Source organism: Olsenella sp. An270, from assembly GCF_002159735.1.
Classification (GTDB): domain Bacteria; phylum Actinomycetota; class Coriobacteriia; order Coriobacteriales; family Atopobiaceae; genus Thermophilibacter.
Map to the genome: position 1 here is coordinate 1 of NZ_NFJF01000006.1, position 25,107 is coordinate 25,107.

The 25,107-nt window shown below is 68.3% G+C and carries 20 protein-coding genes; 3 read left to right on the forward strand and 17 right to left on the reverse strand.

From position 1 onward, the window contains the following. Positions 1-98: 98 nt before the first annotated feature. From B5F73_RS07190 to rsgA, 8 genes are all read right to left on the reverse strand, one after another. Entirely contained in the window at positions 99-422 is a 324-nt protein-coding gene (locus B5F73_RS07190; protein ID WP_143803164.1) for a hypothetical protein, read from the reverse strand. Further along, the gene (locus tag B5F73_RS07195; RefSeq protein WP_087227576.1) at positions 419-613 is read right to left on the reverse strand and encodes a hypothetical protein; all 195 of its coding nucleotides are present in this window, start codon (positions 611-613) and stop codon (positions 419-421) included. The genes B5F73_RS07190 and B5F73_RS07195 overlap by 4 nt, the downstream gene beginning before the upstream one ends. A 24-nt stretch (positions 614-637) precedes the next feature. Beyond that, positions 638-1,285: a type II secretion system F family protein gene (locus B5F73_RS07200; protein WP_087227577.1), complete on the reverse strand. Its 648-nt coding sequence runs from the start codon at positions 1,283-1,285 to the stop codon at positions 638-640. Then, positions 1,276-2,223 carry a type II secretion system F family protein gene (locus B5F73_RS07205; protein WP_239379837.1) on the reverse strand — a complete coding sequence of 316 codons (948 nt, stop codon included), beginning with the start codon at positions 2,221-2,223 and terminating at the stop codon, positions 1,276-1,278. Before B5F73_RS07205 ends, B5F73_RS07200 begins: the two co-directional genes overlap by 10 nt. Continuing rightward, entirely contained in the window at positions 2,190-3,527 is a 1,338-nt protein-coding gene (locus tag B5F73_RS07210; protein ID WP_087227578.1) for a CpaF family protein, read from the reverse strand. The genes B5F73_RS07205 and B5F73_RS07210 overlap by 34 nt, the downstream gene beginning before the upstream one ends. Beyond that, positions 3,528-4,754: a hypothetical protein gene (locus B5F73_RS07215; RefSeq protein WP_087227579.1), complete on the reverse strand. Its 1,227-nt coding sequence runs from the start codon at positions 4,752-4,754 to the stop codon at positions 3,528-3,530. Further along, positions 4,751-5,503, reverse strand: a complete 753-nt coding sequence (locus B5F73_RS07220) for an SAF domain-containing protein (protein WP_143803165.1) — start codon at positions 5,501-5,503, stop codon at positions 4,751-4,753. Before B5F73_RS07220 ends, B5F73_RS07215 begins: the two co-directional genes overlap by 4 nt. Positions 5,504-5,737: 234 nt before the next feature. Then, positions 5,738-6,853 (reverse strand): ribosome small subunit-dependent GTPase A, encoded by a 1,116-nt coding sequence (gene rsgA, locus B5F73_RS07225; protein WP_239379838.1) that lies wholly within the window; start codon positions 6,851-6,853, stop codon positions 5,738-5,740. Positions 6,854-7,024: 171 nt separating this feature from the next. Here rsgA and B5F73_RS07230 point away from each other — a divergent pair, with 171 nt between their 5' ends. Continuing rightward, entirely contained in the window at positions 7,025-8,335 is a 1,311-nt protein-coding gene (locus tag B5F73_RS07230; RefSeq protein ID WP_087227581.1) for a GntP family permease, read from the forward strand. A 315-nt stretch (positions 8,336-8,650) separates the two neighbouring features. On the opposite strand, the gene B5F73_RS07235 is transcribed toward B5F73_RS07230, so the two are convergent. After that, the gene (locus tag B5F73_RS07235) at positions 8,651-11,326 is read right to left on the reverse strand and encodes a cation-translocating P-type ATPase (protein ID WP_087227582.1); all 2,676 of its coding nucleotides are present in this window, start codon (positions 11,324-11,326) and stop codon (positions 8,651-8,653) included. A 291-nt stretch (positions 11,327-11,617) separates the two neighbouring features. Here B5F73_RS07235 and B5F73_RS07240 point away from each other — a divergent pair, with 291 nt between their 5' ends. Together B5F73_RS07240 and pyk are read left to right on the forward strand one after the other, a co-directional pair. Beyond that, positions 11,618-12,619: a 2-hydroxyacid dehydrogenase gene (locus B5F73_RS07240; protein WP_087227583.1), complete on the forward strand. Its 1,002-nt coding sequence runs from the start codon at positions 11,618-11,620 to the stop codon at positions 12,617-12,619. A gap of 48 nt (positions 12,620-12,667) precedes the next feature. Continuing rightward, positions 12,668-14,119 (forward strand): pyruvate kinase, encoded by a 1,452-nt coding sequence (pyk, locus tag B5F73_RS07245; RefSeq protein WP_087227584.1) that lies wholly within the window; start codon positions 12,668-12,670, stop codon positions 14,117-14,119. A 215-nt stretch (positions 14,120-14,334) separates the two neighbouring features. Here the strand turns inward: pyk and B5F73_RS07250 are convergent, their stop codons facing one another. From B5F73_RS07250 to B5F73_RS07285, 8 genes are all read right to left on the reverse strand, one after another. After that, positions 14,335-15,666: an alpha-amylase family glycosyl hydrolase gene (locus B5F73_RS07250; RefSeq protein WP_087227710.1), complete on the reverse strand. Its 1,332-nt coding sequence runs from the start codon at positions 15,664-15,666 to the stop codon at positions 14,335-14,337. A gap of 103 nt (positions 15,667-15,769) precedes the next feature. Further along, on the reverse strand, positions 15,770-16,423 hold the full coding sequence (locus B5F73_RS07255) for a zinc dependent phospholipase C family protein (protein ID WP_143803166.1): 654 nt from the start codon (positions 16,421-16,423) through the stop codon (positions 15,770-15,772). A 37-nt stretch (positions 16,424-16,460) separates the two neighbouring features. Continuing rightward, positions 16,461-18,926 (reverse strand): phenylalanine--tRNA ligase subunit beta, encoded by a 2,466-nt coding sequence (gene pheT / locus B5F73_RS07260; protein WP_087227586.1) that lies wholly within the window; start codon positions 18,924-18,926, stop codon positions 16,461-16,463. Positions 18,927-18,972: 46 nt separating this feature from the next. After that, complete coding sequence (pheS, locus tag B5F73_RS07265) at positions 18,973-20,052, reverse strand: phenylalanine--tRNA ligase subunit alpha (RefSeq protein WP_087227587.1); 1,080 nt, start codon at positions 20,050-20,052, stop codon at positions 18,973-18,975. Between the two features lie 600 nt (positions 20,053-20,652). Next, a complete protein-coding gene (locus B5F73_RS07270) occupies positions 20,653-21,909 on the reverse strand; it encodes a hypothetical protein (protein ID WP_087227588.1) in 1,257 nt (418 codons plus the stop codon). 113 nt (positions 21,910-22,022) lie between these two features. Beyond that, on the reverse strand, positions 22,023-22,604 hold the full coding sequence (locus B5F73_RS07275) for a hypothetical protein (protein WP_087227589.1): 582 nt from the start codon (positions 22,602-22,604) through the stop codon (positions 22,023-22,025). Positions 22,605-22,631: 27 nt separating this feature from the next. Further along, positions 22,632-23,195, reverse strand: coding sequence for a hypothetical protein (locus tag B5F73_RS07280; RefSeq protein WP_087227590.1), 564 nt, complete (start codon positions 23,193-23,195; stop codon positions 22,632-22,634). 9 nt (positions 23,196-23,204) lie between these two features. Continuing rightward, a complete protein-coding gene (locus tag B5F73_RS07285; RefSeq protein WP_087227591.1) occupies positions 23,205-25,103 on the reverse strand; it encodes an AAA family ATPase in 1,899 nt (632 codons plus the stop codon). Between the last annotated feature and the right edge of the window lie 4 nt (positions 25,104-25,107).

The following is a 25,107-nucleotide window of genomic DNA, read 5'->3' on the forward strand; positions in this document are numbered from 1 at the left end:
GCGCTCATGCAGGACGGGTAGGTGCTCAAAAACCACCGCTCAGGCCGCGAGCTCATACTGCTCAATTCCCGATGCACATTCTGCTCAAAACTACTTGACTAAACACACACGCATCCCCATGCACCTCCGAACATGTCCAGATACCCCGACCTCACCACCAGGCTGTCACCCCGGTCCTGACGGTCCTCGAGGACGGAGGCGGCCTCGTCGGCCACGCTCCGTGCGCTCGCGCGCTCCTCGCGCCGATACGGGACCCCGAGCTCCCCGAGGGTGTCCTCCACGCCGTCTGCCGCGTGCGAGGCGGTTGCGTTTTCGACCGCCCCCCCGGCGCCGGGCGGACCCGTGCCCGCCGAGACCGCGAGCAGCGAGAGGGCCGCGGCGCCGAGCAGCACAAGCGCGACCAGGGCTCCGCGTAGCCTCACAGCGAGTTGATCCCGCTCGCGATGGCGTCCCAGAGCTCCGCCACCCGGTCCCTGAACGCCAGGATCGAGAGGATCGCCAGAACCACCAGGACGCCCACGAGGATCGCGTACTCCGTCGTCCCCTGGCCGGACTCGTCCATGACGAGCCCCCTCACACGCATCCGTCCCATCACCTGCAGAGCCTTTCCCATGTCACGCTCCCCTCTCTCGATCTCCTAACCGGACGCCACCGACCCCAGAAGGGGGCCGAGGATCGCCAGGAACATGGCGGGGACGATGAGCGTCCCCAGCGGAACGAGCATCTTCACCGGAACCCGCTCTATCTCCTCCTCGACCTGGGCGCGCTGCTCGTCGCGAATGACCTGCGCCTGACGCTCGAGCGCCTCCGCGAGCGGCGACCCAAACGCGAGAGACTCCCCGACCACGGCCGCGAACCTCCTGAGCGCAGACACGCCCAGCTCGTCGGCGAGCGACCAGAGCGCCCGCTCCCTATCGACCACGCCGATCCGCCAGCTCAGCATCGCCTCCTCGAACGCTCGCGAGAGCGCTCCGTCCCCGCGCGAGCAGTAGAGCTCGAGCGAGGCGTCGAAGGAGAGCCCCGCGGAGAGCCCGAGCGTCACCACGTCGAGCATCACCGGGAGCTCGGTCAGGCACGCGGAGCGCCTCCTCGCGAGCTCCTCGGCCCTTCTCGCCCGCCCGAGCACCGAGGAGAGGGGGCCGGTCAGCGAGACGAGCCCGGGCGGGACCAGCGGATGCCGTGCCCTCGCACGCCCTCGCGACCGACGGCAACCGACGCCGAGGAGTGCGGCCGCGCCGGCAAGGAGCGCGGAGCATACGACGAGCAGGACGCCGGTCACGCCCATCTCTGCACCCCGCTCATGAGGTGCCTGATGAGCAGCAGCGCCGTGGCGTCGAGCGCCGCGGCGAACGCCACGCAGAGCGCGCCGGTGGGCGTGAGCAGCCCCGACTGAAAGTCCGGCGACACGAGCGCGAGCATCGAGACCAGGACGCCCGGCAGCAGGCAGACGATCCTGACCGACAGCCTCACCTGCGCGGTCTTGACGACGAGCAGGCGCTCGAACTCGCCCTGCCGCTCGGCGAGGGCGGCGGAGCGCATGAGCAGGTCGCGCAGGGGACTCCCCGTCCGATGCGAGATGACGAGGGCGGTCGCCAGAAGCCCGATGCCCGGGACGTCGAGCTCGCGGGCGAGAAGCGCGACCGCGTCCTCGGTCGACGCCCCGCAGCGCAGGCGAAGCGACATCCGCGTGAACGCCTCGGCGACCGGGCCGCGCTCGTGCGCCCCGACGTACGAGACGGCCTGCGCGAGTGTCTGTCCCGACGCGAGCGCGACCGAGAGCGTCCTGTACACCCCGGGCATCGCCGCCGTCACCTCGCGCCGCTCGCGACGGCGACGGGCCGCGTCGCGACCTACCGCGAGCGCCGACGCGACCACGACGGCCGCGACGCCGGCGACCGGGGAGGCCATGAGGAACGCCGAGGCCGTCGCGAGGGCTACGAGACCGCACCCCAGGGCGATCGCCGCCGACCCCTCGTCGAGCTCGACTCCCCGCGACGCGAGCGCAGCGGCCAGGGCGCGCGACCGACCGCGCCAGGGGGCGAGCGAGAGGAGCACCTCGGCGAGGGTCGTCGAGCCGAGACGGCGGAGCAGGCGAAGGGCCCGCATCCCCCACCTCAGCGCGCGCCGCGACGCCAGCCCCCACGAGGGTGCGGCGCCCCCGCTCGCCACGACCGCAGCCGCCCATGCGCTCATGCCGGCGCCTGCGACAAGCAGGACCTCCATGCCTCGACCTCCTCCCCGCTCAGAAGACCGTCCTCGACCGCCCGTCCCACGAACGCCGGCTCGCGCACGAGGAACCACGAGCGGTCGGCGACGTCGAAGCTGACGCACTCGTCGAGCCGGGCGGAGCCGTCGGGCGCCCTCGAGACCTCGGTGAGCGAGGTGACGAGCCTCGTCCCGTCGGCGAGGCGCCTGGTGACCACGATCAGGTCGATGGCCATGGCGACCTGCTCCTCGATGAGGTCGGTCGGCAGGTCCATCCCAAACCGGGCCATGAGCACGAGCCGCATGACCGCCTCCTCGGCGCTGCCGGCGTGCAGGGTCGTCAGCGACCCCGCGTGCCCCGTGGAGAGCGCGTTGAGCATGTCGATGCACTCCCCCGACCTCACCTCGCCCACGACGATTCGGTCGGGCCGCATCCTGAGCGCGTTCTTCACGAGGTCCCTAATCGTCACCTCCCCGGTCCCCTCGATCGAGCTGTCCCTGGCCTCGAGGCGCACGACGTTGGGATGGGAGTCAAAGCGGAGCTCGGCCGAGTCCTCGATCGTCACGATCCTCTCGCCCTTTGATATCTCGCACGAGAGGGCGTTGAGCAGCGTCGTCTTGCCCGATCCCGTCCCCCCTGCCACGGCGATGGAGCGCGAGCAGCGCACCGCCCACGACAGGAGGCCGGCGTACCAGGAGGGGATCGACCCCAGCTCCACAAGGCGCCCGAGGCTCCGGATGCGGTCGGAGAACTTGCGTATCGTCACCGCCGGCCCGTCGATGGCGACCGGGGAGGCGACGGCGTTCACGCGGTCGCCGTTGGGGAGACGGGCGCTCACCAGGGGGCTCGCCCGGTCCAGCCTGCGCCCGAGCGGGGCGAGGATCCTGTCGAGCACGATCATGATCTGCTCGGGGGAGTCAAACACGACGTCCGCCGGGCGGAGCTCCCCGCCCCGCTCGTAGAAGAGGGCGCCCGGGCCGTTGACCATGACCTCCGAGATGCCCTCGTCCTCGAGCAGGGGCTGGATGGGGCCGAGCCCGCATATCTCGTCCGTGACCTGGCGCAGCAGCGTCTCACGGTCCACCGTCAGGACGAGGTCCTCACCGGTGTTGAGGATGGCCTCGAGCACGACGCGCAGCTCCGAGCGCGCGCGGGGCACGTCCTCTCCCGCGAGCAGGGCGGCGATGGTGGCAAGTCCCAGGCGCTCGACGAGGCGGGTCTTGAGGCGCTCCCGCGCCGCCCTCAGCTCGTCGCCCGAGCCGACGGGGCGACCGGCGGCGGCCGATTCCTCGACCTCCCTCACGCGCTCAAGCACGGACATCTAGCTCGCCTCCCTTCGCGAGCCGAACAGCGCCCAGCGGCGGGGCTGCCGGGGCGACTCGTAGGCACGTCGCGCCTCGGCGCAGTCGGGCAGCCTCCCCAGCTCCGCGAGGAGCTGGGCGAGCGTCGCGGAGAGTGAGTCGGAGAAGGGGTAGCCCGGCTCGCAGAGCTCCCCCACGCGGCCCGCCGAGAGGAGCTCGTCGACCTCGTCCCCGCCGTCGACCACCCGATAGGCCCTCGCGGCCTCGAGCCCGACCTCCGAGCGTGCGGGCGCGACCGACCCCCTCCCCCGCGGATCTGACCGGTTCTCGAGCCGGGCGATGCGCGCCCGCGCGACCCCGAGCCTCACGGCGAGCCCACTCATGCGGGCGAGCGAGCCGATCGACCCGGCGCGACCGTCGGTGACGAGCACCAGTCGGTCGGCGAGCTGCACGGCCTGCGCCACCGCATCGGTGAACGTCGTCGACGTGTCCACGACGACCAGGTCGTGCCCACCCCTCGCCCACGAGAGAACACCACCGACGCGGGGCGCGACGAGCTCGGCGAGCTCCGGCCTCCCGCACGGGCCCAGCAGGCTGACGCCCGGCGCGGCGGAGACGGCGAGGCGAGACAGCACCTCGGGAGAGACCTCGTCCGCGTCGAGCGCGGCGAGGTCACCCCCGCCTGGGAGCCCGAACCCCGCATATGCGTTGCCGCAGGAGAGGTCGAGGTCGAGCAGGCACGTCCTGAGGCCCCACCTCGCCGCGACGACCGCGGTCCCGCAGGCGAGCGTCGTCTTGCCCGCCCCGCCCCTGCCGGAGCAGAAGACGAGGGTCGCGGCAGCGCCCGGGTCGTCCGTCGCATCCACTGCCGGCGGCGCTCCGTCAGCACGCTCCACGCGACGGCCGTCGCCTCTCGCAGGGTCTGCCTCGGAGAGGTCGATGACGAGGTCTATCCCCGCGCGGGCCGCCCTCGACCGAAGGGACCCGGTGGCACCGTCGCAGGCGAGCACGACGCATCGAGCGTTCCCGTCGTTGGCGATCGCGGCGGCGAGGTTGACGTCCGAGACCCCCGCGAGCACGGGCCCCACGACGAACCCGAGCTCGCCCGGGGTGGCCGTCTCCGACATTCTCCTCAGCTCGTCGGCGCTCGAAGACGTCTCGACCGCCGCGGTCGGGTCCACCGACCTGATTGCCCGTCCCACGAGGCCCCGATAGCCCTCCGAGCAGTACGTCGCCCACGCGCTCATGACTCGTCGACCCCCTCCGTCGCCCCCTGGCCGGGCGCGACCTCGTCATCCGCCTCCGTCTGGTCGTCCTCCGCCGGGACGCTCGCCGGGGCGCTCTGCTCCCCCTCCGCCACCTCGAGTGCGCGCTCGCCGGGGAGGGCGAGCCGCAGGCTCCCCGCAGCGCTCGCGGCCAGCATCCTCGCGACGTCGTCGGGCGCCACGGCCACTGTGATCGACCCGGCCGAGAGCATTCCCGCACCGCCCTCCGGAGCGGAGAGCACGCGCACGTCGCCGGCGAGGAGCTGGACGCCGTCCTCGTCCACCTCGTAGGCCGCGAGCAGCTCGCCCGCAGAGACGCCCGGGGGGACGCCCAGGTCGTCGTCGACGGTGACGGTGAGCGCGACACGCCCCTCCGGCACCTCCACCGCCTCCGCCGCGTCCCGGAAGTTGAGCCCGGTGAGCGGCACCCCCGCCGCCACCGGGACGCTCACGTCGGACCCGATCACCGAATCGATGCTCGTCACGGCGTCGGCAGGCGCGAGGTCGACGAGCCACTCCCGCTCGGCCGCATTCGCCCGCGAGACGCTTTCGCCCGCCTCGATCCCCTCCGTCGCGACGACGAGTGTCACGACCTCGCCGCCGTAGCGCTCGAGTGCCTCGCTGCGCACGCGCTCCGCCTCCTGGCGGACGTGCGCCCCGTACACAAGGCAGAGCGCAAGCGACGCGAGCGCGCAGGAGCAGGAGACGACCAACCTCAGCCGACGAGTCACAATCCCCTCCCAACGACGCAACCTCTGGTAGGGGAATTCTCCCGCGCCCAGCCGGGAAATCAGGGTCATCCAAAGAAACTCGGTCACGAGTCTCCCGCTGACTGCCGGCAGGCTGACCGGCGCCGTCGTCCGCCCAGCACAACAGGGCCACCTATATTGATTATTTAAATTGATTATCTAACTGGCCGTACACAGGGTCTTCACACGAGCCCTGTAACTGGTTGCATATCCTATCTATATGACGACGTCGGGGTCCAGCGTGCGGGCGCTCTCGCGCATCTCGCGCGCGAGCGAGAGGTAGCAGCGCAGTCGCTCCTCCGAGAATGCGCCCTGCTCGAAGTGGTCCCGCACGGCGCAACCTGGCTCGTGCGTGTGGGTGCAGTCGTTGAAGCGGCACTCGAGCGCCGCCTCCGCGATCTCCGGGAACGCCCTGGCCAGCCCCCGCTCGTGACCCACGAGCGGCAGGCTCCTGAGGCCGGGCACGTCCACGATCACCCCAGCGCCCGGCAGGCTCACCATGACGCGCGACACCGTGGTGTGACGGCCGGCGTCGTCTCTCTCGCGCACCTCTCCCGTGGCGAGCGCCTCGTGGCCGAGAAGGGCGTTGAGCAGCGTTGACTTGCCCGCCCCCGACTCGCCGAGGATCATCGCGCTCGTCCGGGGGGCAACACAGTCTCGGACCGCCTCGATCCCAGCGCCCGTCGCCGACGAGGTCACGACCACGCGCACCCCATCTCCCACGAGGCGACGCACGCTCCCGAGGTCCCGCTCGAGGGCACCGTCGTCGGCGCGGTCCGCCTTGGTGAGCACCACGACGGGCTCGAGACCGCAGTCGCGTGCCAGCACGAGCGAGCGTGCCACGCGCCCGAGCAGCAGCTCGCCGCCGCCGAGCGGCTGGACGACGAGGATGGTGTCGACGTTGGCGGCGAGCACCTGGCGCTCCCCGCGGCTGCGGCCGCGCCAGCGCTCGAACGAGGTCCGTCTCGGCAGAACGCGCTCGATGACGCCCATGTCGTGGCCGGGCGCCCGACGCACCGCCACACAGTCGCCCACCGCGGGCAGAAGCCCCTCGTCCTTCTCGCCGTCCTGCTTGGCAAAGCTCACGGAGTGCTCCGCCCGGAAGACGTCGGACTCCGTGACCACGAGCGGGTAGCCACGGTCGAGGCGCACCACGAACCCCAGGGACATCTCGTCCGCGTTCTCGGCGCCGTCGAGGAACACGTCGAAGGCCGTGCGCTGCGCGTCGTCGAGGCGCAGGTCACTGAAGGCAGGCAGGTCGTGCAGGGCGTCGATCGAGGGCAGCGTGATCTTCTGCTGGCGGTTCGCCCGCCTGTTGACCCGCTTTGCCACGCGCACCTCCCGACCTCGACGTTCTTCTCGGCAATCTTACCGCAAGCCGAACGGACGCCGCCTCGTGTCTGTCGTGTAACGCGTCGAGGACGAGCTGTTTTCGCTTTGCCCACGCCGCATCGGCCACCCGTACACTGGCAGGAACCTTAGGAGCGCACGGATTGGAGCCCCATGCTCGGTATCGCCGGACTCGTTCTCGCCGTCATCGCCATCGTTGCGCTCATCTGGCGCGGCTGGCACATGGTGGTTGTCTCGCTCGCCGCCACGCTGATCGTCATCCTCGCCAACAGGATGGACGTCCTCGCCACCATCAACAGCAGCTACATGGGAGACATGTCCGCCTTTGTGGGCAGCTGGTTTCTGCTCTTTGCCCTGGGCTCCGTCTTTGGGCGAGTCATGGGCGACTCCGGTGCCTCGGCGGGCATCGCGAGCAGCATGCTGCACCTCGTGGGCGAGAGACACGCGCTGCTCGTGATCATGGTCACGGGGCTCGTGCTCTCCTACGGCGGCATCAGCGCGTTCATCATCGCCTTCTCGGTCTACCCCATCGCCGCCGAGCTCTTCGAGCGTGCGGACATCCCCAAGAAGCTCGTCGTGGCAGCCATCATGGTCTGCCCCGCCACGCTCGGCATGGTCATGATGCCGGGCATCCCCTCCACGCAGAACCTCATCCCCGCGAACTTCCTCGGGACGGACGCCTACGCGGGCGCGCTGCTCGGCGTCATCTGCTCCGTGGTGATGTTCGCGCTCTCCTACGTCTACCTGCAGTGGGAGATCGGGCGCTGCCGCAGGCGCGGGGAGCACTTCTCCCCCAGCCCCGGAGAGACGCTCGCCCGTCCGGACGGCGCCGACGCCCCTCCCGTCTGGGCGTGCTTCGCGCCGATCGTCCTCCTCGTTGTGCTGGTCTTTGTGCTGCAGCGCGCGATGGGCATGCAGGCGACCGATGCCGTGACCATTTCGATGCTCGCCGCGGTCATCGCGGCATGTCTGCTCTACCGCCGGCGCCTCGCAGACGTCAGGCGCGCCATCGGAGAGTCCTGCGCGAGCGGCCTGGGTTCGCTCGTCTCTGTGGCTTCCATCATGGGCTTTGGCGGCGTGGTGGTTGCCTCGCCCGCCTACCAGGGCATCATCGAGGCGCTCATGTCCACGAGCCTGAGCCCCCTCTGGCAGGGCTTCATCACAATCTTTGCCATCGCCGGCATCACGGGCTCGGCCATCGGCGCGCTCAACATCTACCTCGGCAGCATGGCGCAGACGCTGCTGGCGACCGGTCTCGATCCGGCGATGATGCATCGCGTGCTCTGCATGGCGTCCGTGGGTCCGGCCACGCTTCTGCCCCACACCTCGGCGATGCTCGCCGCCAACCAGGCCGCCCGCACGGAAGTCCGTGACACGTACCGCTACGTGCTCGTCTCATGCGCGCTGCTGCCGATTCTCGTATCGCTTCTGGGCATGGCGCTCGGCCTCGCGGGCGTGGCGTGACACGACCGGACCGTCCTTCTCGCCCCCCCTGCACAAAAGGGCCGACTTGGCAGAAACGTAAGGCGCGGCGTGCACAAAGATGCCGACTTGGCAGAGAATCGCCTGCCAAGTCGGCACTTTTTTACACGGAACGAGAAGAACGCCCAGTTGACGACTCTCCCGGCAGGCCGGCGCCCTGCCAAGTCGGACCATTTGTGCAACGCATCGACCGAATCTCTGCCAAGTCGGCACTTTTTGTGCATCGCAGCGGCACGCCACACGAAAGGGCCCCGACGGGAAGCCGCCGGGGCCCGGGCAGAACGCTGTCACGAGCGCCTACTTGTCCTTCTCGACCGCGCGCATGACGGCCTTGTAGACCTCCATGATCGGGATGATCAGGAACGCGAGACCAAGGGCCGTGAGCAGCGCCTCGGGGTTGAGCGTCATGAAGCCAAAGACCTCGGCGAGGAAGTCGACCTCAACGACGACCACGGTGAGCAGCAGCGCGAGCACCGCGGCGCCCCACAGCCACTTGTTCTGGCGCCTCATGGTGAACAGCGACGCACGGCGGCTGCGCATGTTGAAGGAGTGGAAGATCTCCACCATGGACAGCGTGATGAACGACATCGTCACGCCCTCGGGGTCGGGGATACCGTCGAGAAGGTCGGTGATGTCGATGCTGCCGTTGTGGAAGTACATGCCCGCGAAGAAGGACGCCAGCACCAGGGCGGTGATCACGATGCCCTGGAAGATGATGTCGACGCCCATGCCGCCGGCGAAGACGCCGTCGGAGGCCTTGCGCGGCTTGCGCCTCATGACGTCGCCCTCGGCCTCCTCCATGCCGAGCGCCAGCGCCGGGAAGCAGTCGGTGATGAGGTTGATCCAGAGCAGCTGGACCGGCTGGAAGATCGTGAAGCCCACCATCGTGGCCACGAAGACCGAGAGCACCTCGGCGATGTTGGCGGAGAGCAGGAACTGGATGACCTTGCGGATGTTGTCGTAGATCCTGCGGCCCTCCTCCACCGCGTTGATGATGGTGGCGAAGTTGTCGTCGGCGAGGACCATGTCGGCGACGTTCTTGGTGACGTCGGTGCCGGTGATGCCCATGCCCACGCCGATGTCGGCACGCTTGATGGACGGGGCGTCGTTCACGCCGTCGCCGGTCATGGCGACGATGTTGCCGCGCTTCTTCCAGGCGTCGACGATGCGGGCCTTGTGCTCGGGCTGGACGCGCGCGTAGACGGAGATCTCGGTGACCTTGTTGTAGAACTCGTCGTCGGAGATCTTGTCCAGCTGGGCGCCGGTGATGGCCTGGGAGGCGTCGGAGACGATGCCGAGCTCCTTGGCGATGGCGACGGCGGTGTCGATGTGGTCGCCGGTGATCATGACCGGGCGGATGCCGGCCTCCTTGGCCTCGACGATGGCCTGGGTGACCTCCGGGCGGACCGGGTCGATCATGCCGGAGAGGCCGCAGAATACGAGGTCGTGCTCGAGGGCGGCGGGGCTGCAGTCGTCGGGAACCGCGTCGTAGCTGCGGCTGGCCAGGGCGAGCACGCGCAGGGCGTCGTCGGCCATGGCCTTGTTGGCGGCGAGGAGCTCGGCCTTGCGCTCGGCCGTCAGCTCGACGACCTCGTCGCCGTCGTAGATCTTGGTGCACAGGTCGAGAACCACGTCGGGCGCGCCCTTGGTGTACTGCTCGAAGGTGCCGTCGGCCTCCTCGACCACGACGGACATCATCTTGCGGCCCGAGTCGAACGGGGCCTCGCCCGCGCGCGGGTGCTCCACGTCGAGGCCGGTCATGCCAGCCTTGGCAGCGTCGTTGACCAGGGCGCACTCGGTGGGCTCGCCCACGGCCTCGCCCTTTTCGGCGTCCCACTTGGCGTCGGAGCAGAGCGCCATGCCGGCGAGGAACTTCTCCTCGGGCGCGGCGAGCTCGTGGCGGACGACCGTCATCTTGTTCTGGGTGAGGGTGCCGGTCTTGTCGGAGCAGATGATCTGCGTGCAGCCCAGGGTCTCGACGGCCGTGAGCTTGCGGATGATGGCCTGACGCTTGGACATCTTGGTGACGCCCATGGAGAGCACGATCGTGACCACGGCCACGAGGCCCTCGGGAATGGCCGCGACGGCCAGCGACACGGCGACCATGAAGGTGTCGAGGATGAGGCTCGGGTTGGCCGTCATCTCGGCGCCGTGGCGGATGAAGTCGACGGCGAAGATGACCACGCAGATCACGATGACCATGATGGTCAGGATCTTGGAGAGCTGCGCGAGCTTGATCTGGAGCGGCGTGAGCTCCTTCTTGGCGGTGGTGAGGGCGTCGGCGATCTTGCCCATCTCGGTCTTCATGCCGGTGCCGGCGACGACCGCCTTTCCGCGGCCGTAGACCACGGTGGAGCCCATGTAGCACATGTTCTTGCGGTCGCCGAGGGGCACGTCGTCGGCGTCGGCGGCTAGCGTGATGGCCTCGGTGTGCTTCTCGACGGGCACGGACTCGCCGGTGAGGGCGGCCTCCTCGATCTTCATGGACGCGCTCTCGAGCACGCGGCAGTCCGCGGGGACGGAGTCGCCGGCCTCGAGCAGGACGATGTCGCCGGGGACGAGCTCGGCGGAGGGCAGGTGCACCATCTTGCCGTCGCGCATGACCTTGGACTGCGCGGCGCTCATCTCCTGCAGGGCCTCGAGCGCCTGCTCGGACTTGGCCTCCTGCACGACGCCGAGGACGGAGTTGATGATGACGACGACCATGATGATGATGACGTCGGCCCACTCGGGCTCGCCCTGCACCATGCCGGTCACGGCCGAGATGACGGCCGCCACGATGAGCATGATGACCATCGGGTCCGCCATCTGCTCGAAGAAGCGCTTCCAGAGCGGCGTCTTCTCCTCCTTGTCGAGCTCGTTGCGCCCGTACTGGGACAGGCGGCTCGAGGCCTCGGCAGAGCTGAGGCCGCTCTCCTCGTTAGAGGACAGCTCGCTCAGCACCTCGTCGGCGGACGAAAGGTACTCTTTCAACGTTTTCCCTCCTGCGATTACGCGTTCCACCCGACAGGTTGACGCCCGATCGTAATTCCCCAGGAGGGGCAAGGGCTCGTCAAGGCTGCCGTGTCGGGCAGCTGACATAACAGTTGCCTATTGTACCCGAAATGTCACGAGACGCGCGTTCTTCTCGCCTTCCAGAAAAAACGCGCGAGCGCAAGCCCTTTTCGGCGGGCGCGGCGCTTACATGTCCCTTGCCTGCGGTAAACTTGGACGCGGTAGGTTAGCTAGCGCGCTCGGCGCGCACACGAAAGGAAGCGTAACGCGATGAACATCCTCTTCTTTGGTACCGCCAGCTATGACAAGGCGTCGTTCACCAGGGAGCTCGCCGACTACCCCGAGATCAAGATCGACTTCACCGAGACCAACCTCACGCCCATGACCGCCGCTCTCGCCCGCGGCTATGACGCCGTCTGTGCCTTCGTCAACGCCGACTGCGGCGCCATGACGCTGGAGATCCTCGCCGGCTTTGGCGTGAAGCTCGTCCTCATGCGCTGCGCCGGCTTTGACGCCGTCAACGTCGAGGTCGCCAAGGACCTCGGCATCACGGTGACCCGCGTCCCGGCCTACTCGCCCGAGGCCATCGCCGAGCACGCCATGGGCCTGGCCCTCGCCGCCAACCGCCGCATCTGCAAGGGCTACATCCGCGTCCGCGAGAACGACTTCTCGCTGAACGGCCTCGTGGGCAACACCCTGCACGGCAAGACCGCCGGCATCATCGGCACCGGCCGCATCGGCGCCGCGCTCTGCCGCATCTGCAAGGGCTTTGGCATGAAGGTCCTGGGCTCCGACCTCTATCCCAACCAGAAGCTCGTGGACGAGGGCGTCGTGGACGAGTACGTGGACTACGACGAGCTCTACCGCCGCTCCGACCTCATCTCGCTGCACGCGTTCCTCAACGACGAGAGCCGCCACATGATCAACGACGACGCGATCGCCAAGATGAAGGACGGCGTGATCTTCATCAACACCGGCCGCGGCGGCCTCGTGGACACGCAGGCGCTCATCCGCGGCATCCTCTCCGGCAAGATCGGCGCCGCGGGCATCGACGTCTACGACGAGGAGGGCCCCAACGTCTACCAGAACCGCGCCGGCGAGGTCATCGACTCCGTCACCGCGCGCCTGTGCTCCTTCCCCAACGTCGTCATGACGAGCCACCAGGCGTTCTTCACCCACGAGGCCCTCGGCGAGATCGCCCGCGTCACGCTCGACAACGCGCGCGCCTACGCCAACGGCACCGACTTCGTGGACCGCAGCGTGGTCTGCTAGCGCGCCCGCTCCCCCGTTTTCCCTGTCCGAGCAGAGAGAGAGGCTCAGATGGCTACTTTCAAGAAGAAGAAGACCAAGATCGTCTGTACCATGGGTCCCGCCGTCGAGGACGAGGAGGTACTGCGCCAGCTCATCCTGCACGGCATGAACGTCGCGCGCTTCAACTTCTCCCACGGCTCCCACGAGTACCACCGCAAGAACATCGAGCGCGTCCGCAAGCTCTCGCGCGAGCTCTCCATCCCGGTGGCCATCCTGCTTGACACCAAGGGCCCGGAGGTCCGCACCGGACTTCTCAAGGACGGCGAGAAGGTCCAGCTCGAGACCGGCAAGACCTGCATCGTCACCACCGACGACGACGTCATCGGCACCGCCGAGCGCTTCTCGCTCGACTACAAGGAGCTGCCCAACGAGGTCGAGAAGGGCTCGGTCATCCTGATCGACGACGGCCTCATCGGCCTCGAGGTCGACCACGTCGAGGGCACCGACATGTACTGCAAGATCACCAACGGCGGTCTGCTCGGCGAGCACAAGGGCGTGAACATCCCCAACGTCAACATCAGCCTGCCCTCCGTCACCGCCCAGGACCGCGCCGACATCATGTTTGGCTGCGAGCTGGGCATCGACGCCATCGCCGCCTCCTTCATCCGCGACGGCAAGGCCGTCCAGGAGATCCGCAAGATCTGCATCGAGATGGGCACGCCCAACATCCTCATCTTCCCCAAGATCGAGAGCGCCCTGGGCGTGAAGAACTTCGACGAGATCCTCCACGAGGCCGACGGCTGCATGGTCGCCCGCGGCGACCTGGGCGTCGAGGTCCCGGCGGCCGAGGTCCCGCACATCCAGAAGACCATCATCCGCAAGTGCAACCAGCACTACAAGCCGGTCATCACCGCCACGCAGATGCTCGACTCCATGCAGCGCAACCCACGCCCCACGCGCGCCGAGGTCACCGACGTCGCCAACGCCATCTACGACGGCACCGACTGCGTCATGCTCTCCGGCGAGACCGCGGCGGGCAAGTACCCGATCGAGGCCGTCAAGACGATGTCCGAGATCTGCAAGGAGACCGAGAAGTACCTGCCCGAGCGCAAGGAGTACCACGACCGCGGCGGCGTGCGCAACGTCAACGGCGCCACGGGCTTCGCGGCGCTCGAGATGGCCGACCGCGTGAACGCCAAGTGCATCCTCGCGCCCACCCACTCCGGCCGCTCCGCGCGCCTCATCTCCACCTTCCGTCCCAAGATGCCGCTCTACGCCACGTCCCCGAGCGAGGAGACCATCCGTCGCACCTGCTTCTACTGGGGCGTCTACGCGTACCGCACCGTGGAGCAGGGCTCGCTCTCCAGCACCCTCTACAACGCGCTGACCACGGCCAAGAACAACGGTCTCGTCGAGGCCGGCGACATCGTGGTCATCACCGCCGGCGACGCGCAGACCTCTCCGCGCCTGGGCGACTACACCACCTCCACCAACATGGCGATGGTGGCGCAGGTCCAGTAGCCGAGAAGGACATCGGATCGCAGCAGGGCCCCGGGCACACACCCGGGGCCCTCTTCTGTGCAACGCCGAGGTTCTTCTCGCCCGCTATTTTGCGATCGGTAACGTTTTGGACGCCAATTCCGTTACCAAACGCAAGGCGACCCTAAGCACAATGCGATCGGTAACGTTTTGGATGCGAGAAACGTTACCAACCGCAAGTAGCCGGAAGCCCCGCCCTACCGCTCGCAGCGCCAGTAATACGCCGAGAAGGGCGCCAGCTCGGAGCCACCGCCAAAGTCGTGCTCCTCGCCGGTGACAAGATCGACGCCGCGTCCGCACTGCGCGTCAAAGTGCACCGTCGCGGGCTCGGCCGAGGCGTTGATCGCCACGATCACGCGGTCGCTCTCGCAGCGACGCTGGAACACCAGCTGCTGCGGCTGGCACTGGAGCTGTGTGTAGTCGCCCCAGACCAGCGCCTCGGACCCGGCACGCGCCTTCGCCAGCGCACAGATCCAGTCCGTGAGCTCGTTCCACTCCGGGGCGTCGAGCGCCGGGCGCAGCTCGTGGTCGCCGGGGAGCTGCTCGCCCTCGACGCCCCACTCGCTGCCGTAGTAGACCGCCGGCACGCCGCACATGCCAAACAGCAGGCCGTAGAGCGGGCGCAGGTGTCGCTCGTCGTCCAGCTTGGTGGCGATTCTCGGCACGTCGTGGTTGTCCACGAAGTCGAGCAGGTGGCGGCCCGTGTAGAGGTCCCACGGGTGACTGCCGCTCTGGCGCTCCAGCGCGTAGGCGATCTCATGCATGTTGGCGGAGTTCATGGACGACCACAGGCCCTTGTAGGCCTCGTAGTTGGTCACCGAGTCGCAGAGGTCGTCGCCCATCCACTGGTTGTAGTCGCCGAACATGGTCTCGCCCACCAGCGGGAACTTCTCGCCCCGCTCCTCGCCGATCCAGTTGGCGAGGTTGCGCAGAAAGCGCAGGAAGCCCTGGTCGAGGCAATACGCCACGTCCAGGCGCAGGCCGTCGATGTCGAAGTCGCGCACCCAGCCGCGGATGACGTCGGCCAGGTAGTCGTTGAGCTCGCCGTTCCAGTGGTTGAGCTTCACCAGGGACTGCGCGCCCTCCCAGCAGCTGTAGGAGAGGCCGTCGTTGAAGCAGTTGTTGCCGCCCCAGTCGATCTCGAACCAGCCGGCGTACGGGCTCTCGCCACGGCGCTGCAGCACGTCCTGGAACGCCCAGAAGCCGCGCCCCACGTGGTTGAACACGCCGTCGAGAAGAACCTTGATGCCGGCGGCGTGACACGCGTCCACCACCGTGCGCAGGTCGTCGTTCGTACCCAGGCGGCAGTCTACCTTGGTGTAGTCGCGCGTGTCGTAGCCGTGCGCGTCGGACTCGAAGACGGGGTTGAGCAGCAGGCACGTGACGCCCATCTTGGCCATGTGGTCGACCCAGCCGTCGTCCACGAGCTTGAGCAGCCGATGCTCGAGCACGCCGTCGTTCTCGTACGGGGCCCCGCAGAGGCCCAGCGGGTAGATCTGATAGACGAAGGACGAATCGAACCAGCTCATGAGGCTCCCCTCCACGACATCGGCGGACCCGTCCATTCTACCCGCGCCCCGCTCGCCTATTTTGCGTGCGGCGAGCGGTCGGGACTCGCCGGAGCCGGCAGCGTCAGAGGCGCGAGCGCAGCCCTGCCACGATCGTGGCGTGGGCCTCCTCGCGGGCCACGTCGAAGAAGTCGGCCGTGAGCAGCTGGTAGTCAGGCGTCTCGCCCAGGTGCTCCGCACGGTTCTTCTCGACGATGCGCCTCGCGGACTCCACGGCGCCCTCCACATCGTGCGGCAGGATCGTGTACGGCGGGAACGCCCTGCACTGGGCGAGAAGCGCCTCGTTCACCTGCGGCACCATCGAGATGTCGAGCGTCCGGCCAAAGAGCGCGAAGTCCCCCTGCTTGCCGATGCGCGCCCGCTCCCCCGCCTCCATGCCGATGCTCGCGAGGTAGGCGCGGGTGTGGGCGTTGTAGACGTGGTCGGCGACGAGGTGGGCCCAGGCGCCGAGCGTCACGTCGGAGACCTTGTCCTGCCCGGCGATGTAGAACTCCCAGAACTCGTCGTAGCGCGGCAGGGGGATGTGCTCGCGGATGGTGTGGTGCGTGAGCTTGTAGTCGATGCGCAGCGAGATGTCGGGCACCATGTAGCCCACGTAGATGTCGGGGACGAGGTTGCCCAGGAGAAACGCGTTTGCGTCGCGCACGCCGAGTCGAGCGGCCCCCTCCTCGCGAAGGAGCCGCTCGACGTGCGCGGTATGTATGTTCCAGCTCGGCATGGGGCTATGCTAGCACGCCCGCGCCCGCGAGGTCCCGCTAGCTGCGGACCTCGCCGCCGGTGGCCTTGCAGACCTTGGCGACGAGCTTGGCGTGGGCCTTCTCGACCTCATCGGAGGTGAGGGTGCGGTCCGCCGCGCGGTAGGTGAGCGAGAAGGCCATGGACTTCTTGCCCGCGCCCACGCGCTCGTCGTCGCGGTAGACGTCGAAGAGGCGCGCGCCCGCGAGCAGCTTGCCGCCTGCGGAGGTGATGCGCTGCATGAGGGTCTCGCAGGTAACGGACTCGTCAACGACAATGGCCAGGTCCACGTCCACGCCGGGCAGCGTGGGCACGTCCTCGTAGGGCAGCTGGTCGGCGGCCATGCGCAGAAGCGCCGCCTGGGAGAGCTCGAAGGCCACCACGGGCGCGTCGACGCCCGTCGTGCGCAGGCCGCGCGGGTGGACGTTGCCCACCCAGCCGATGACCTCGCCGCGGGCCAGGACCTCGGCGGCACGGCCCGGCTGGAGCCACGGGTACTGCTCGGGGTCGGCCGCCTTGAAGCGGACCTTGGTCACGCGCAGGGCGTCCAGCAGCTCCTCCACCACGCCCTTGGCGTCGAAGAAGTCGTACTCGTCGAAGCGCTGGTTCCAGGCGTCGTCGGCGCGCTTGCCGCACAGGACGCCGCAGACGTAGCTCGGCTCGTCGGGGAGGCTCCGGTTCTCGTGGCCAAAGAAGACGCGGCCGATCTCGTAGAGCGCCACGTTGGCGACGCCGTGGTCGAGGTTGTACGCCACGGAGCGCAGCAGCCCCGGCAGCATGGAGCGGCGCATCTCGGACTGCTCGGCCACGAGCGGGCGGATGATCTTCACGGGCACGCCGCGGCCAACGTCGGGGATGCCCAGGCGAGCCAGGTCGTCCGGCGCGGCGAAGTTATACGTGGAGGTCTCGGAGAGGCCGCAGGCACGCAGCACGGCGCCGATCTTGCGGACGCGGCGCTGCTCCACGGTGAGGCCGCCGGCGTGATTGCGCGCGGCGGGCAGGGTGGCCTCGATGTCGCCCTCGCCCCAGAGGCGCACGACCTCCTCGATGAGGTCGACCTCGCGGGTGAGGTCGGGACGGTTAGTGGGGGCGGTCACGGCCAGGGCGTCGTCGCCGACCTTCTCCACCGCGCAGCCCAGGCGGCGCAGGCGGCCGACCATGAACTCCTCGGGGATGTCCGCACCGCCGATGAGACGGGCGCGGCTCGGGCGCAGCGCGATCTGGACCGGCGAGTCGTCGGCCTCGCCGGGGTAGACGTCCACGATGCCCGGGCAGACCTCAGCGCCGCAGCACTCCTCGAAGAGCGCGGCCGCAATCTGGGCCACGTTGGCGCAGTTGGAGCCGTCGACCTTGCGCTCGTAGCGGATGGAGGCCTCGCTCATGAGGTCGAGGTTACGCGAGGTGCGGGACGTGTGGCCGGACGAGAAGTTCGCGCTCTCCAGCAGCACGTCCACGGTCTCCTCCGTGATCTCGGAGTCGAGGCCGCCCATGACGCCGGCAAGCGCGATCGGCGTCGCGCCGTCGTCGGTGATGAGGCACATGTCGTGCGTGAGCTCGCGCTCCTGGCCGTCGAGCGTCACGAGCTTCTCGCCGTCCGTCGCGGCGCGCACCACGATGTGGCGCTTGCCGTCGCGCTCGGTAAGCTTGCCCAGGTCGAAGGCGTGGAGCGGCTGGCCCGTGAGGTACATCACGTAGTTAGTCACATCCACGACGTTGTTGATCGAGCGCCCGCCGGCGGCGGCCACACGCTGGGCGAGCCACTCGGGCGAGGGACCGATCTTCACGTTGCGAACCACGCGCGCGGTGTAGCGCGGGCAGAGCTCGGGGTCGTCGATCGTCACGTCGACGAGGTCGGCGGCGTTCGGGCCCTGCTCGGTCTTCACGGCAGGCAGCTCGATGTGGGTATCCTCGTCGAGGATGGCCGCGACCTCGACCGCCATGCCGGTCATGGAGAGGCAGTCGGGACGGTTGGGCGTGATCTCGCAGTCGATCACGGTGTCGGACATGCCGAGGTAGTCGGTGAAGTCCATGCCCACCGGCGCGTCCTCGGGCAGGATCATGATGCCCTCGTGGTCGGAGCCCAGGCCCAGCTCGCGGGCCGAGCAGTTCATGCCGCAGGACTCCACGCCGCGCAGCTTGCTCTTCTTGATCTTGAAGTCGCCGGGCAGCACCGCGCCGATCATGGCGGTCACGATGTGGTCGCCCTCGTTGAAGTTCTGGGCGCCGCAGACGATCTGCAGGGGCACGGGGTTGCCGTCGGCATCAACGTTCTTGTCGCCCACGGAGACCTGGCAGAGCCACATGTGATCGGAGTCGGGGTGGGGCTTCTTGCTCACGACCTGGGCCGTGACCACGTGCTCGAGGTTGGCGCCGACCTTCTCCACGGCCTCGACCTCGGTGCCGGTGCGGGTGAACTCGGCCACGAGCTCGGCGGGGTCCGCCGGCACGTCGACCATGCTCTTGAGCCACTCATATGAGACGCGCATGTTCTTCTCCTTCTCGCGCGATCAAATCAGACGGTTGGGGCGGACCCTAGAACTGCCTCAGGAAGCGCATGTCGCCGGTCATGAGCATGCGCAGGTCGGGCAGGTCGTAGCGAAGGGCCGCCACGCGCTCGACGCCGATGCCAAAGGCGAAGCCGGTGTACTTCTCGGGGTCGATGCCGCAGAACTCGAAGACGTTGGGGTCGACCATGCCGGCGCCCAGGATCTCGAGCCAACCGGTGTTCTTGCAGAAGCGGCAGCCCTTGCCGCCGCAGACGCCGCAGGAGACGTCGACCTCGCAGCTGGGCTCGGTGAACGGGAAGAAGTGCGGGCGGTAGCGCGTAGCGCGGTCCTTGCCAAAGATCTCGCGCGTGAAGTAGTCGAGCGTGCCCTTGAGGTCGCCGAAGGTGATGCCCTCGTCAACGACGAGGCCCTCGACCTGCGTGAACTGAGGCAGGTGGTTGGCGTCGGCGGTGTCGGGGCGGAAGACCGTGCCCGGGCAGATCATGTAGATGGGCGGCTTCTTGTTCTCCATGACGTGCACCTGGACGCCGGAGGTCTGGGTGCGCAGCAGGATGTCGGACTCGCCCTGGACGTTGGTCTCCTCGGCGTGGAGCATCGTGCCCGGCGCGTTGTCCACCACGTAGAAGGTGTCCTTGGCGGAGCGGCTGGGGTGGTCCTCCGGCGCGTTGAGCGCGGTGAAGTTGTACCAGGTGCTCTCGACGTAGGGGCCGTCCTCGACGGTGTAGCCCAGACCGCAGAAGATGTCCTCGATCTCCTCGCGGATCTGGTTGATGAGGTGCTGGGTACCCTGGGAGAGGCGGCGGCCCGGCAGCGTCACGTCGACGGCGTCGGCGGCCATCTTCTGCTCCAGGAGCGCCGCGGAGAGCTCCTCCTTGCGCGCCTTGAGCGCGGCGTCCACGGTGGCGCGGACGGTGTTTGCGAGCTGGCCCATGGCCGGGCGCTCCTCGGGCGGCACCTGGCCCATCGAGCGCATGATGGCCGTGAGCTGGCCCTTCTTGCCCAGGTAGCTCACTCGTAGGGCCTCGAGGGCCTCCATGGTCTCGGCGGCGGCCAGGCCCTCCTGGAACTGGGCCTCAATCGCCTTGAGGTCGTCGGACATCGACATCGTGCAATCCCTTCTCTACTAAAAAACCGCCCTCGGCAGTGTCTCTGCTGCCCAAGGACGGAAATGATCCGCGGTACCACCTCGGTTGGCGCGACGGGTTGTCTCTCCCGCGCACCCGCTCTTCCACCCCGTTCCGTGGGGCCGACGGCTTCCCTACTGGGACGAGGCGTCCTCGCTTCCGTTCAGGTCGCGGCTGGTGGAGTGAACTCGGGGCATCTGCCTTGGAGGGGGCTCTCAGCCGGTGACCCCCATCTCTGTCCGCTGGCAACGCGACGCCCAGACCTCTCCGTCATCGCCTGCCGGACATGGTAGCACAGGCACCCTCTCGCGCGGCTCACATTCTGCTGCGGGCGCCACCGCCCGCATAAAACCCTCTCTCGTGCAGCATTAACTCCGTCTGGAAATCAAAACTGTCGCTCGTGTAGCGTAGTTTTCGCGCAAATCGGGCACGGCGACATGACCCCTTTTGCGTTTGCCCAGCTCGTAATATCATCTATGGAACTGATTTCTCCAAATGGGGCAAAAGTACGCTACACGAGCGCCGGTTTTGATTTCAAATTCGCTGTAATGCTGCACGAACGAACTTTTTATGCACGGGCGCTACGCAAACGTGAGGTCTGCGGGCGTCGTGACGTCAAGCCAGGCGATGTAGGTGTTGGGATAGTGGCTCGCAAGCAGCTGTCCCAGGTCGACGCCAAGGCAGGCCTGGGCGAGCACGGCGATGCCGAAGGGAGAGACGAGCTCGTCGACGCTCGAGACCCAGGTGGTCACGTTGGCGACAAGGCTCGTCGCCGTGGCGCGGTCGGCCGCCGTCACGGCGCACTCGACTCCCATGGACGCCTCGTAGGACGCGCGCATCGCGTCGGTCAGCGCGTCGGTCCCGGTCTGCGGGAGCGTCACGTCCCGGCCGTAGCGCTGGTAGCCCCAGGCGGTCGGCGGCAGCATCGTCACCACATCGGACGGATTGAGCACGTTGAAGATGTTGTCGTAGCGCGCCGAGCGGGCGTCCGCGGACGAGGTGCAGTTGGGCGTCGCGAAGCCATAGGCGCGCACGTCCTCGGCGCCGGCGAGGACCGGCACGTCGTCCACGTAGCTCGCGAGCAGGTTCGCCACGGCGGCACCGCGGCTGTGCCCACAGAAGAGGTAGCTGCGCTCCACGCCTGGGTCCTCCTGTGCGGCGCGCTCCTCGAGGTCTGCCACGATCTCCTCGGCGGCAAGCGTGAAGCCGAGGTGGTCCCCATCGCCGGCCTCGTCCTCGGCGCTCTCTATCCGGGCGTTGGAGAGCCACTCGGAGCCATACGACCCGCGCACGACCACGACGGTGAGCAGGCGCTCCTCACCCGTCGCGGAACTTCGCACATGCCGCGTGGCGAGCGTGTAGGCGACCACGTCCGTCCCGTCCACGACGCCGAGGACCTCGTCCAGGACCTCGCTGCGGTACCGGTAGGACGTCGTGGAGACCTCCTCGAAGCCGAGCTCGGCGAAGGCGCGCTCGGCATAGGCGGGCGCGGAGGAACCCTGCTGGTAGTACGCGCTCTCGGCGTTGGCGACGGCGGAGAGCACCGCACACGTGTGCGCGAGGTCGTGGTTGTATTCGGTCGAGTCGGCGAAGAACCAGTCGTCGTCCCATCGCACCTCGGAGGAGACCTGATGGCCGTCGGCCGAGAAGAGCGCGGCGTAGTCGATCGTCGCCGAGAAGGGGCCCTCGCGGCGCTCGGCGACCACGTCGGGCGCCGTCACGGCGTTTGTCCCCCCGGCCCGCTCGAGCCTCCGCGCGTGCAGCACGGCGGCACCGGCGAGCGTGGCGGTGTCTGCCAGCACGACGGCGACGAGCAGGCCGAGCAGCGCCCGTCGCATGGGCCGGCGTCGTCCTCCTCGTCGTCTCGGCATGAGAACCCCTCCCGGTCGGTGCGACCATCATACCGGGAGGGAGGCGCGTGCGGACGCTCTTCGCGAAAGGTGACGAAACCCTAAGGCTGGCTCCGTGACGCGAGCTCGCTGTCGAGCTCGCGCTCGAGGCGCTCGAGCTGCGATGCCGTCGCCTCGCGGTCGGCGTCGTCTACCGAGGTGCGCATGCGGCCGGCCAGCGTGTTCACACGGTCCTGGAGCTCCCTCGCGCTCGCGAGGCGCCGCTGAGCGAGCTGGATGCCCTCCTCGTCGTTCGAGACCGTCTTTTTGAGCTGCTTGACCTTCCCCTTCTCCGAGATCGTCTTGATGAAGACCAGCACCATCACAACAAAGACGATGAGAGGGAGGAGCGTTGTCATGGTGAGGCTGCCCTCGTTGTTCATGTCGCCCGTCGCGAGCGCGATCGCCATGCAGCCAACGAGGTCAAGAGCAAACCCAGCCGCCAGCGCAGTGATCATATAAAAGAAAGCTGCAGAAATGACGTGGAACGCATCGTCGAACGGCCAGTCCTTCGCCCTCGTATACTCCGCCTCGTCGTTTTTGCACCTGCCGCGCGCTGCGTCAACCTCCGCGTCACGTTGCTCGACCAGCTTCGTTGCCTTCGCCTCGACGCGCGCGGCGAGCTCGCCGTCAGATTCTGCCACGCCTCATCCCCCTCTCGCGGGACCGGCCTACGCGAGCTCGTGGTCGAGCTCGCGCTCGACGCGCTCGAGCTGGGAGACGGCGGCGGCGCGCTCGTCGTCGGTCGCCGCGGAGCGCAGGCGACCGGTGAGCGTCTTCACGCGGCTCTGCAGCTCGCGCGCATTCTCGAGGCGCTGGCGGGCGACCTCGATGCCCTCGTCGTCGTGGCCGACCTCCGTCTTCAGCCTGTCGGCCTTCGAGTTGGCGCTGAACGTGTAGACGAGCAGGACCACGGCGATGATGATGCCGATAGGGAGCAGCCCCTGCGAGAGATTGGTGCTGGAGTAGAAGCCGACGCCCTTGCCGCTGCAACCGTTCATGAAGCAGCTCCCCAGGTCGAGCACGCCCCCGAGCAGAATCGCCGCGATCGGGATGATGATGCAGCCGCACCCCGCCTCGCTGCGGGAGACCGTCCTGCCGCTGGTGCTGGCACGGGCCGTCTCGTCGCGATTACGCTTGCTCTGCGCGGAGCTCATGGCGTCCGAGCGCCTCTCGACGAGCCTCTGCGCCTTCTTCTCCACGTTGTCGCACAGCTTCTTGTCCTCCGGCAGCATGCTCTCCCCCTATTCCGCGAGACGCACGGCGCCCACGGGAACCTCCGTCAGCACGCGCGTCTCCAACTCGATGCGAGCGGCCCCCTCGGCGTCGGAGGAGCCCGCAAAACCGTCTATGACGACGCAGGATCCCTCGCCCGCGCCCTTGTTCACCAGCATCCTGCCCAGCGGGTCCACCACCGAGCTCTGCAGCAGGTTGACGATGCCGCGACCGCCGCGCTCGGGGTCCGAGCACACGTGCCTCGCGAGCTCGAGCAGGAACGCCTCGGCCACGCAGAGCTCGATCCCGCGCGTGGAGCGCAGGCGGCGCGCGAACGAACGCAGCTTGGACATCATGATCTCATGCGCGACCTCGTCGCTGATGAAGTCGAAGACCACGAAGTTCTCGCCCACGCGGTTCAGGAACTCGGGCCTGAGCGCCCGCTTGATCCTCCGCTCGACCTCCCGGCGGAACTCCTCGCGGGAGGAGAAGCTGTCGGGCGCGATCTCGTTCACGCGCAGGCCCGTCATCGGATCGGTCTCGGACATGCCGAGGTTCGACGTGAACACGATGACCGTCTCGCCAAAGTAGACGGTCTCGCCGTGGGAGTCGGTGAGGCGCCCGTCGTCGAGGATCTGCAGGAACTTGTCGAGGATCGTGCGGTGCGCCTTCTCGATCTCATCGAAGAGGAGCAGGCAGTGGGGCCGCTGCCGCACCGCGCCCGTCAGCTCGCCGCCCTCGTCGTAGCCCACGTATCCCGGAGGGGCGCCGAAGAGTCGCTGGTCGGAGTGGGCCTCCGAGAACTCGGACATGTCAAAGCGGATCATGAGGGACTCGTCTGAGAAGATCGCCTCGGTGAGCGCCTTGGCGAGCTCGGTCTTGCCGGTGCCCGTGGGGCCGGCGAGGAAGAGCACGCCCCTCGGCTTGGCGGACCCCGCCGAGGGCTCGGAGAGCGTGAGCCCGGAGCTCGCGCGGTAGAGGATGTCGATCGCCTTCGAGACGGCGTGGTCCTGCCCCTTGATGCGCTCGCGGATCAGGCGCTCGGCGTCCTCGATCTCGGCGGGGCCGATGTGCGACCAGTAGTCGAGCGAGGTGCCGTAGCGATACCTGTCGACGGCCGCGCGCATGCCGGTGGAGGCGACGCCGCCCTCCCGCGCGCACCCGGCGAGGAAGCCGTCGAGCTCGAGGCAGCTGAACCCCTCGGTCATGTTCGCGAGCGAGCCCTCGGCACGCGCGCGCCCGCGCTCCCCGAGCTCCGCGGCGTCGGCGAGCACGGGTCCCGGGTGCGCCTGGATGTAGGCCAGGCGCTCCTCGCGCGACGGCGTGGTGAGCGTGACGACCTTGACGTAGGGGTTGCCCACGTAGAACCAGCTCGGGACGTCGTTCGGCTTGTCGGCGACGAGCAGCAGGAGGTTGGCGAGGCTCTTGCCCGTCTGCGGGTCGGCGTGGCGCTGCACGCCCTTGGTTGCGACGAGCAGGCGCGCCATCGCCTCGCGCTCCTCCTCCATGAGACGGTCGGGCGCGGAGAGCGAGGACGTGACCAGGTCGAAGACGACGGCGGAGCAACGCGAGACGGACCCCATCGTCGTGGAGATAATCTCCATGGCGGCGGGGAACGTGCAGGCGCCGTCCGCGGACAGCGCATCGGCGGCGCAGGCACGCTCGTCGGCGAGCCAGCGCGAGAAGCTGTCGACCATCGCGGGGTCGACGCTGTTGTGGAAGCCGCGCACACGATCGTAGAAGATCACCTGCGAGAAACCCATCGAGGTGAGCATCGAGTACAGGCACCCGTCGAGGCTGTCGGAGAAGCACGCGTCGTCGTCGAACTCGAGCTGCAGGTCGTGCACGTTGCCCGTCAGCAGGAACGTGGACCGCACGCCCTCGAAGGTCTCGATGTCCTGACGCCACCTCGGCTGCTGGTGGGACATCCGC

Bases quoted from the DNA above. Each gene is read 5' to 3' on its own strand.
- B5F73_RS07205 (WP_239379837.1), bottom strand. From the start codon at position 2,223: ATGGAGGTCCTGCTTGTCGCAGGCGCCGGCATGAGCGCATGGGCGGCT.
- B5F73_RS07200 (WP_087227577.1), bottom strand. From the start codon at position 1,285: ATGGGCGTGACCGGCGTCCTGCTCGTCGTATGCTCCGCGCTCCTTGCC.
- B5F73_RS07270 (WP_087227588.1), bottom strand. From the start codon at position 21,909: ATGCGACGGGCGCTGCTCGGCCTGCTCGTCGCCGTCGTGCTGGCAGAC.
- B5F73_RS07215 (WP_087227579.1), bottom strand. From the start codon at position 4,754: ATGAGCGCGTGGGCGACGTACTGCTCGGAGGGCTATCGGGGCCTCGTG.
- B5F73_RS07250 (WP_087227710.1), bottom strand. From the start codon at position 15,666: ATGAGCTGGTTCGATTCGTCCTTCGTCTATCAGATCTACCCGCTGGGC.
- B5F73_RS07195 (WP_087227576.1), bottom strand. From the start codon at position 613: ATGGGAAAGGCTCTGCAGGTGATGGGACGGATGCGTGTGAGGGGGCTC.
- pheT (WP_087227586.1), bottom strand. From the start codon at position 18,926: ATGCGCGTCTCATATGAGTGGCTCAAGAGCATGGTCGACGTGCCGGCG.
- B5F73_RS07230 (WP_087227581.1), top strand. From the start codon at position 7,025: ATGCTCGGTATCGCCGGACTCGTTCTCGCCGTCATCGCCATCGTTGCG.
- B5F73_RS07240 (WP_087227583.1), top strand. From the start codon at position 11,618: ATGAACATCCTCTTCTTTGGTACCGCCAGCTATGACAAGGCGTCGTTC.
- B5F73_RS07255 (WP_143803166.1), bottom strand. From the start codon at position 16,423: ATGCCGAGCTGGAACATACATACCGCGCACGTCGAGCGGCTCCTTCGC.
- B5F73_RS07210 (WP_087227578.1), bottom strand. From the start codon at position 3,527: ATGTCCGTGCTTGAGCGCGTGAGGGAGGTCGAGGAATCGGCCGCCGCC.
- B5F73_RS07285 (WP_087227591.1), bottom strand. From the start codon at position 25,103: ATGTCCCACCAGCAGCCGAGGTGGCGTCAGGACATCGAGACCTTCGAG.
- pyk (WP_087227584.1), top strand. From the start codon at position 12,668: ATGGCTACTTTCAAGAAGAAGAAGACCAAGATCGTCTGTACCATGGGT.
- pheS (WP_087227587.1), bottom strand. From the start codon at position 20,052: ATGTCGATGTCCGACGACCTCAAGGCGATTGAGGCCCAGTTCCAGGAG.
- B5F73_RS07280 (WP_087227590.1), bottom strand. From the start codon at position 23,195: ATGCTGCCGGAGGACAAGAAGCTGTGCGACAACGTGGAGAAGAAGGCG.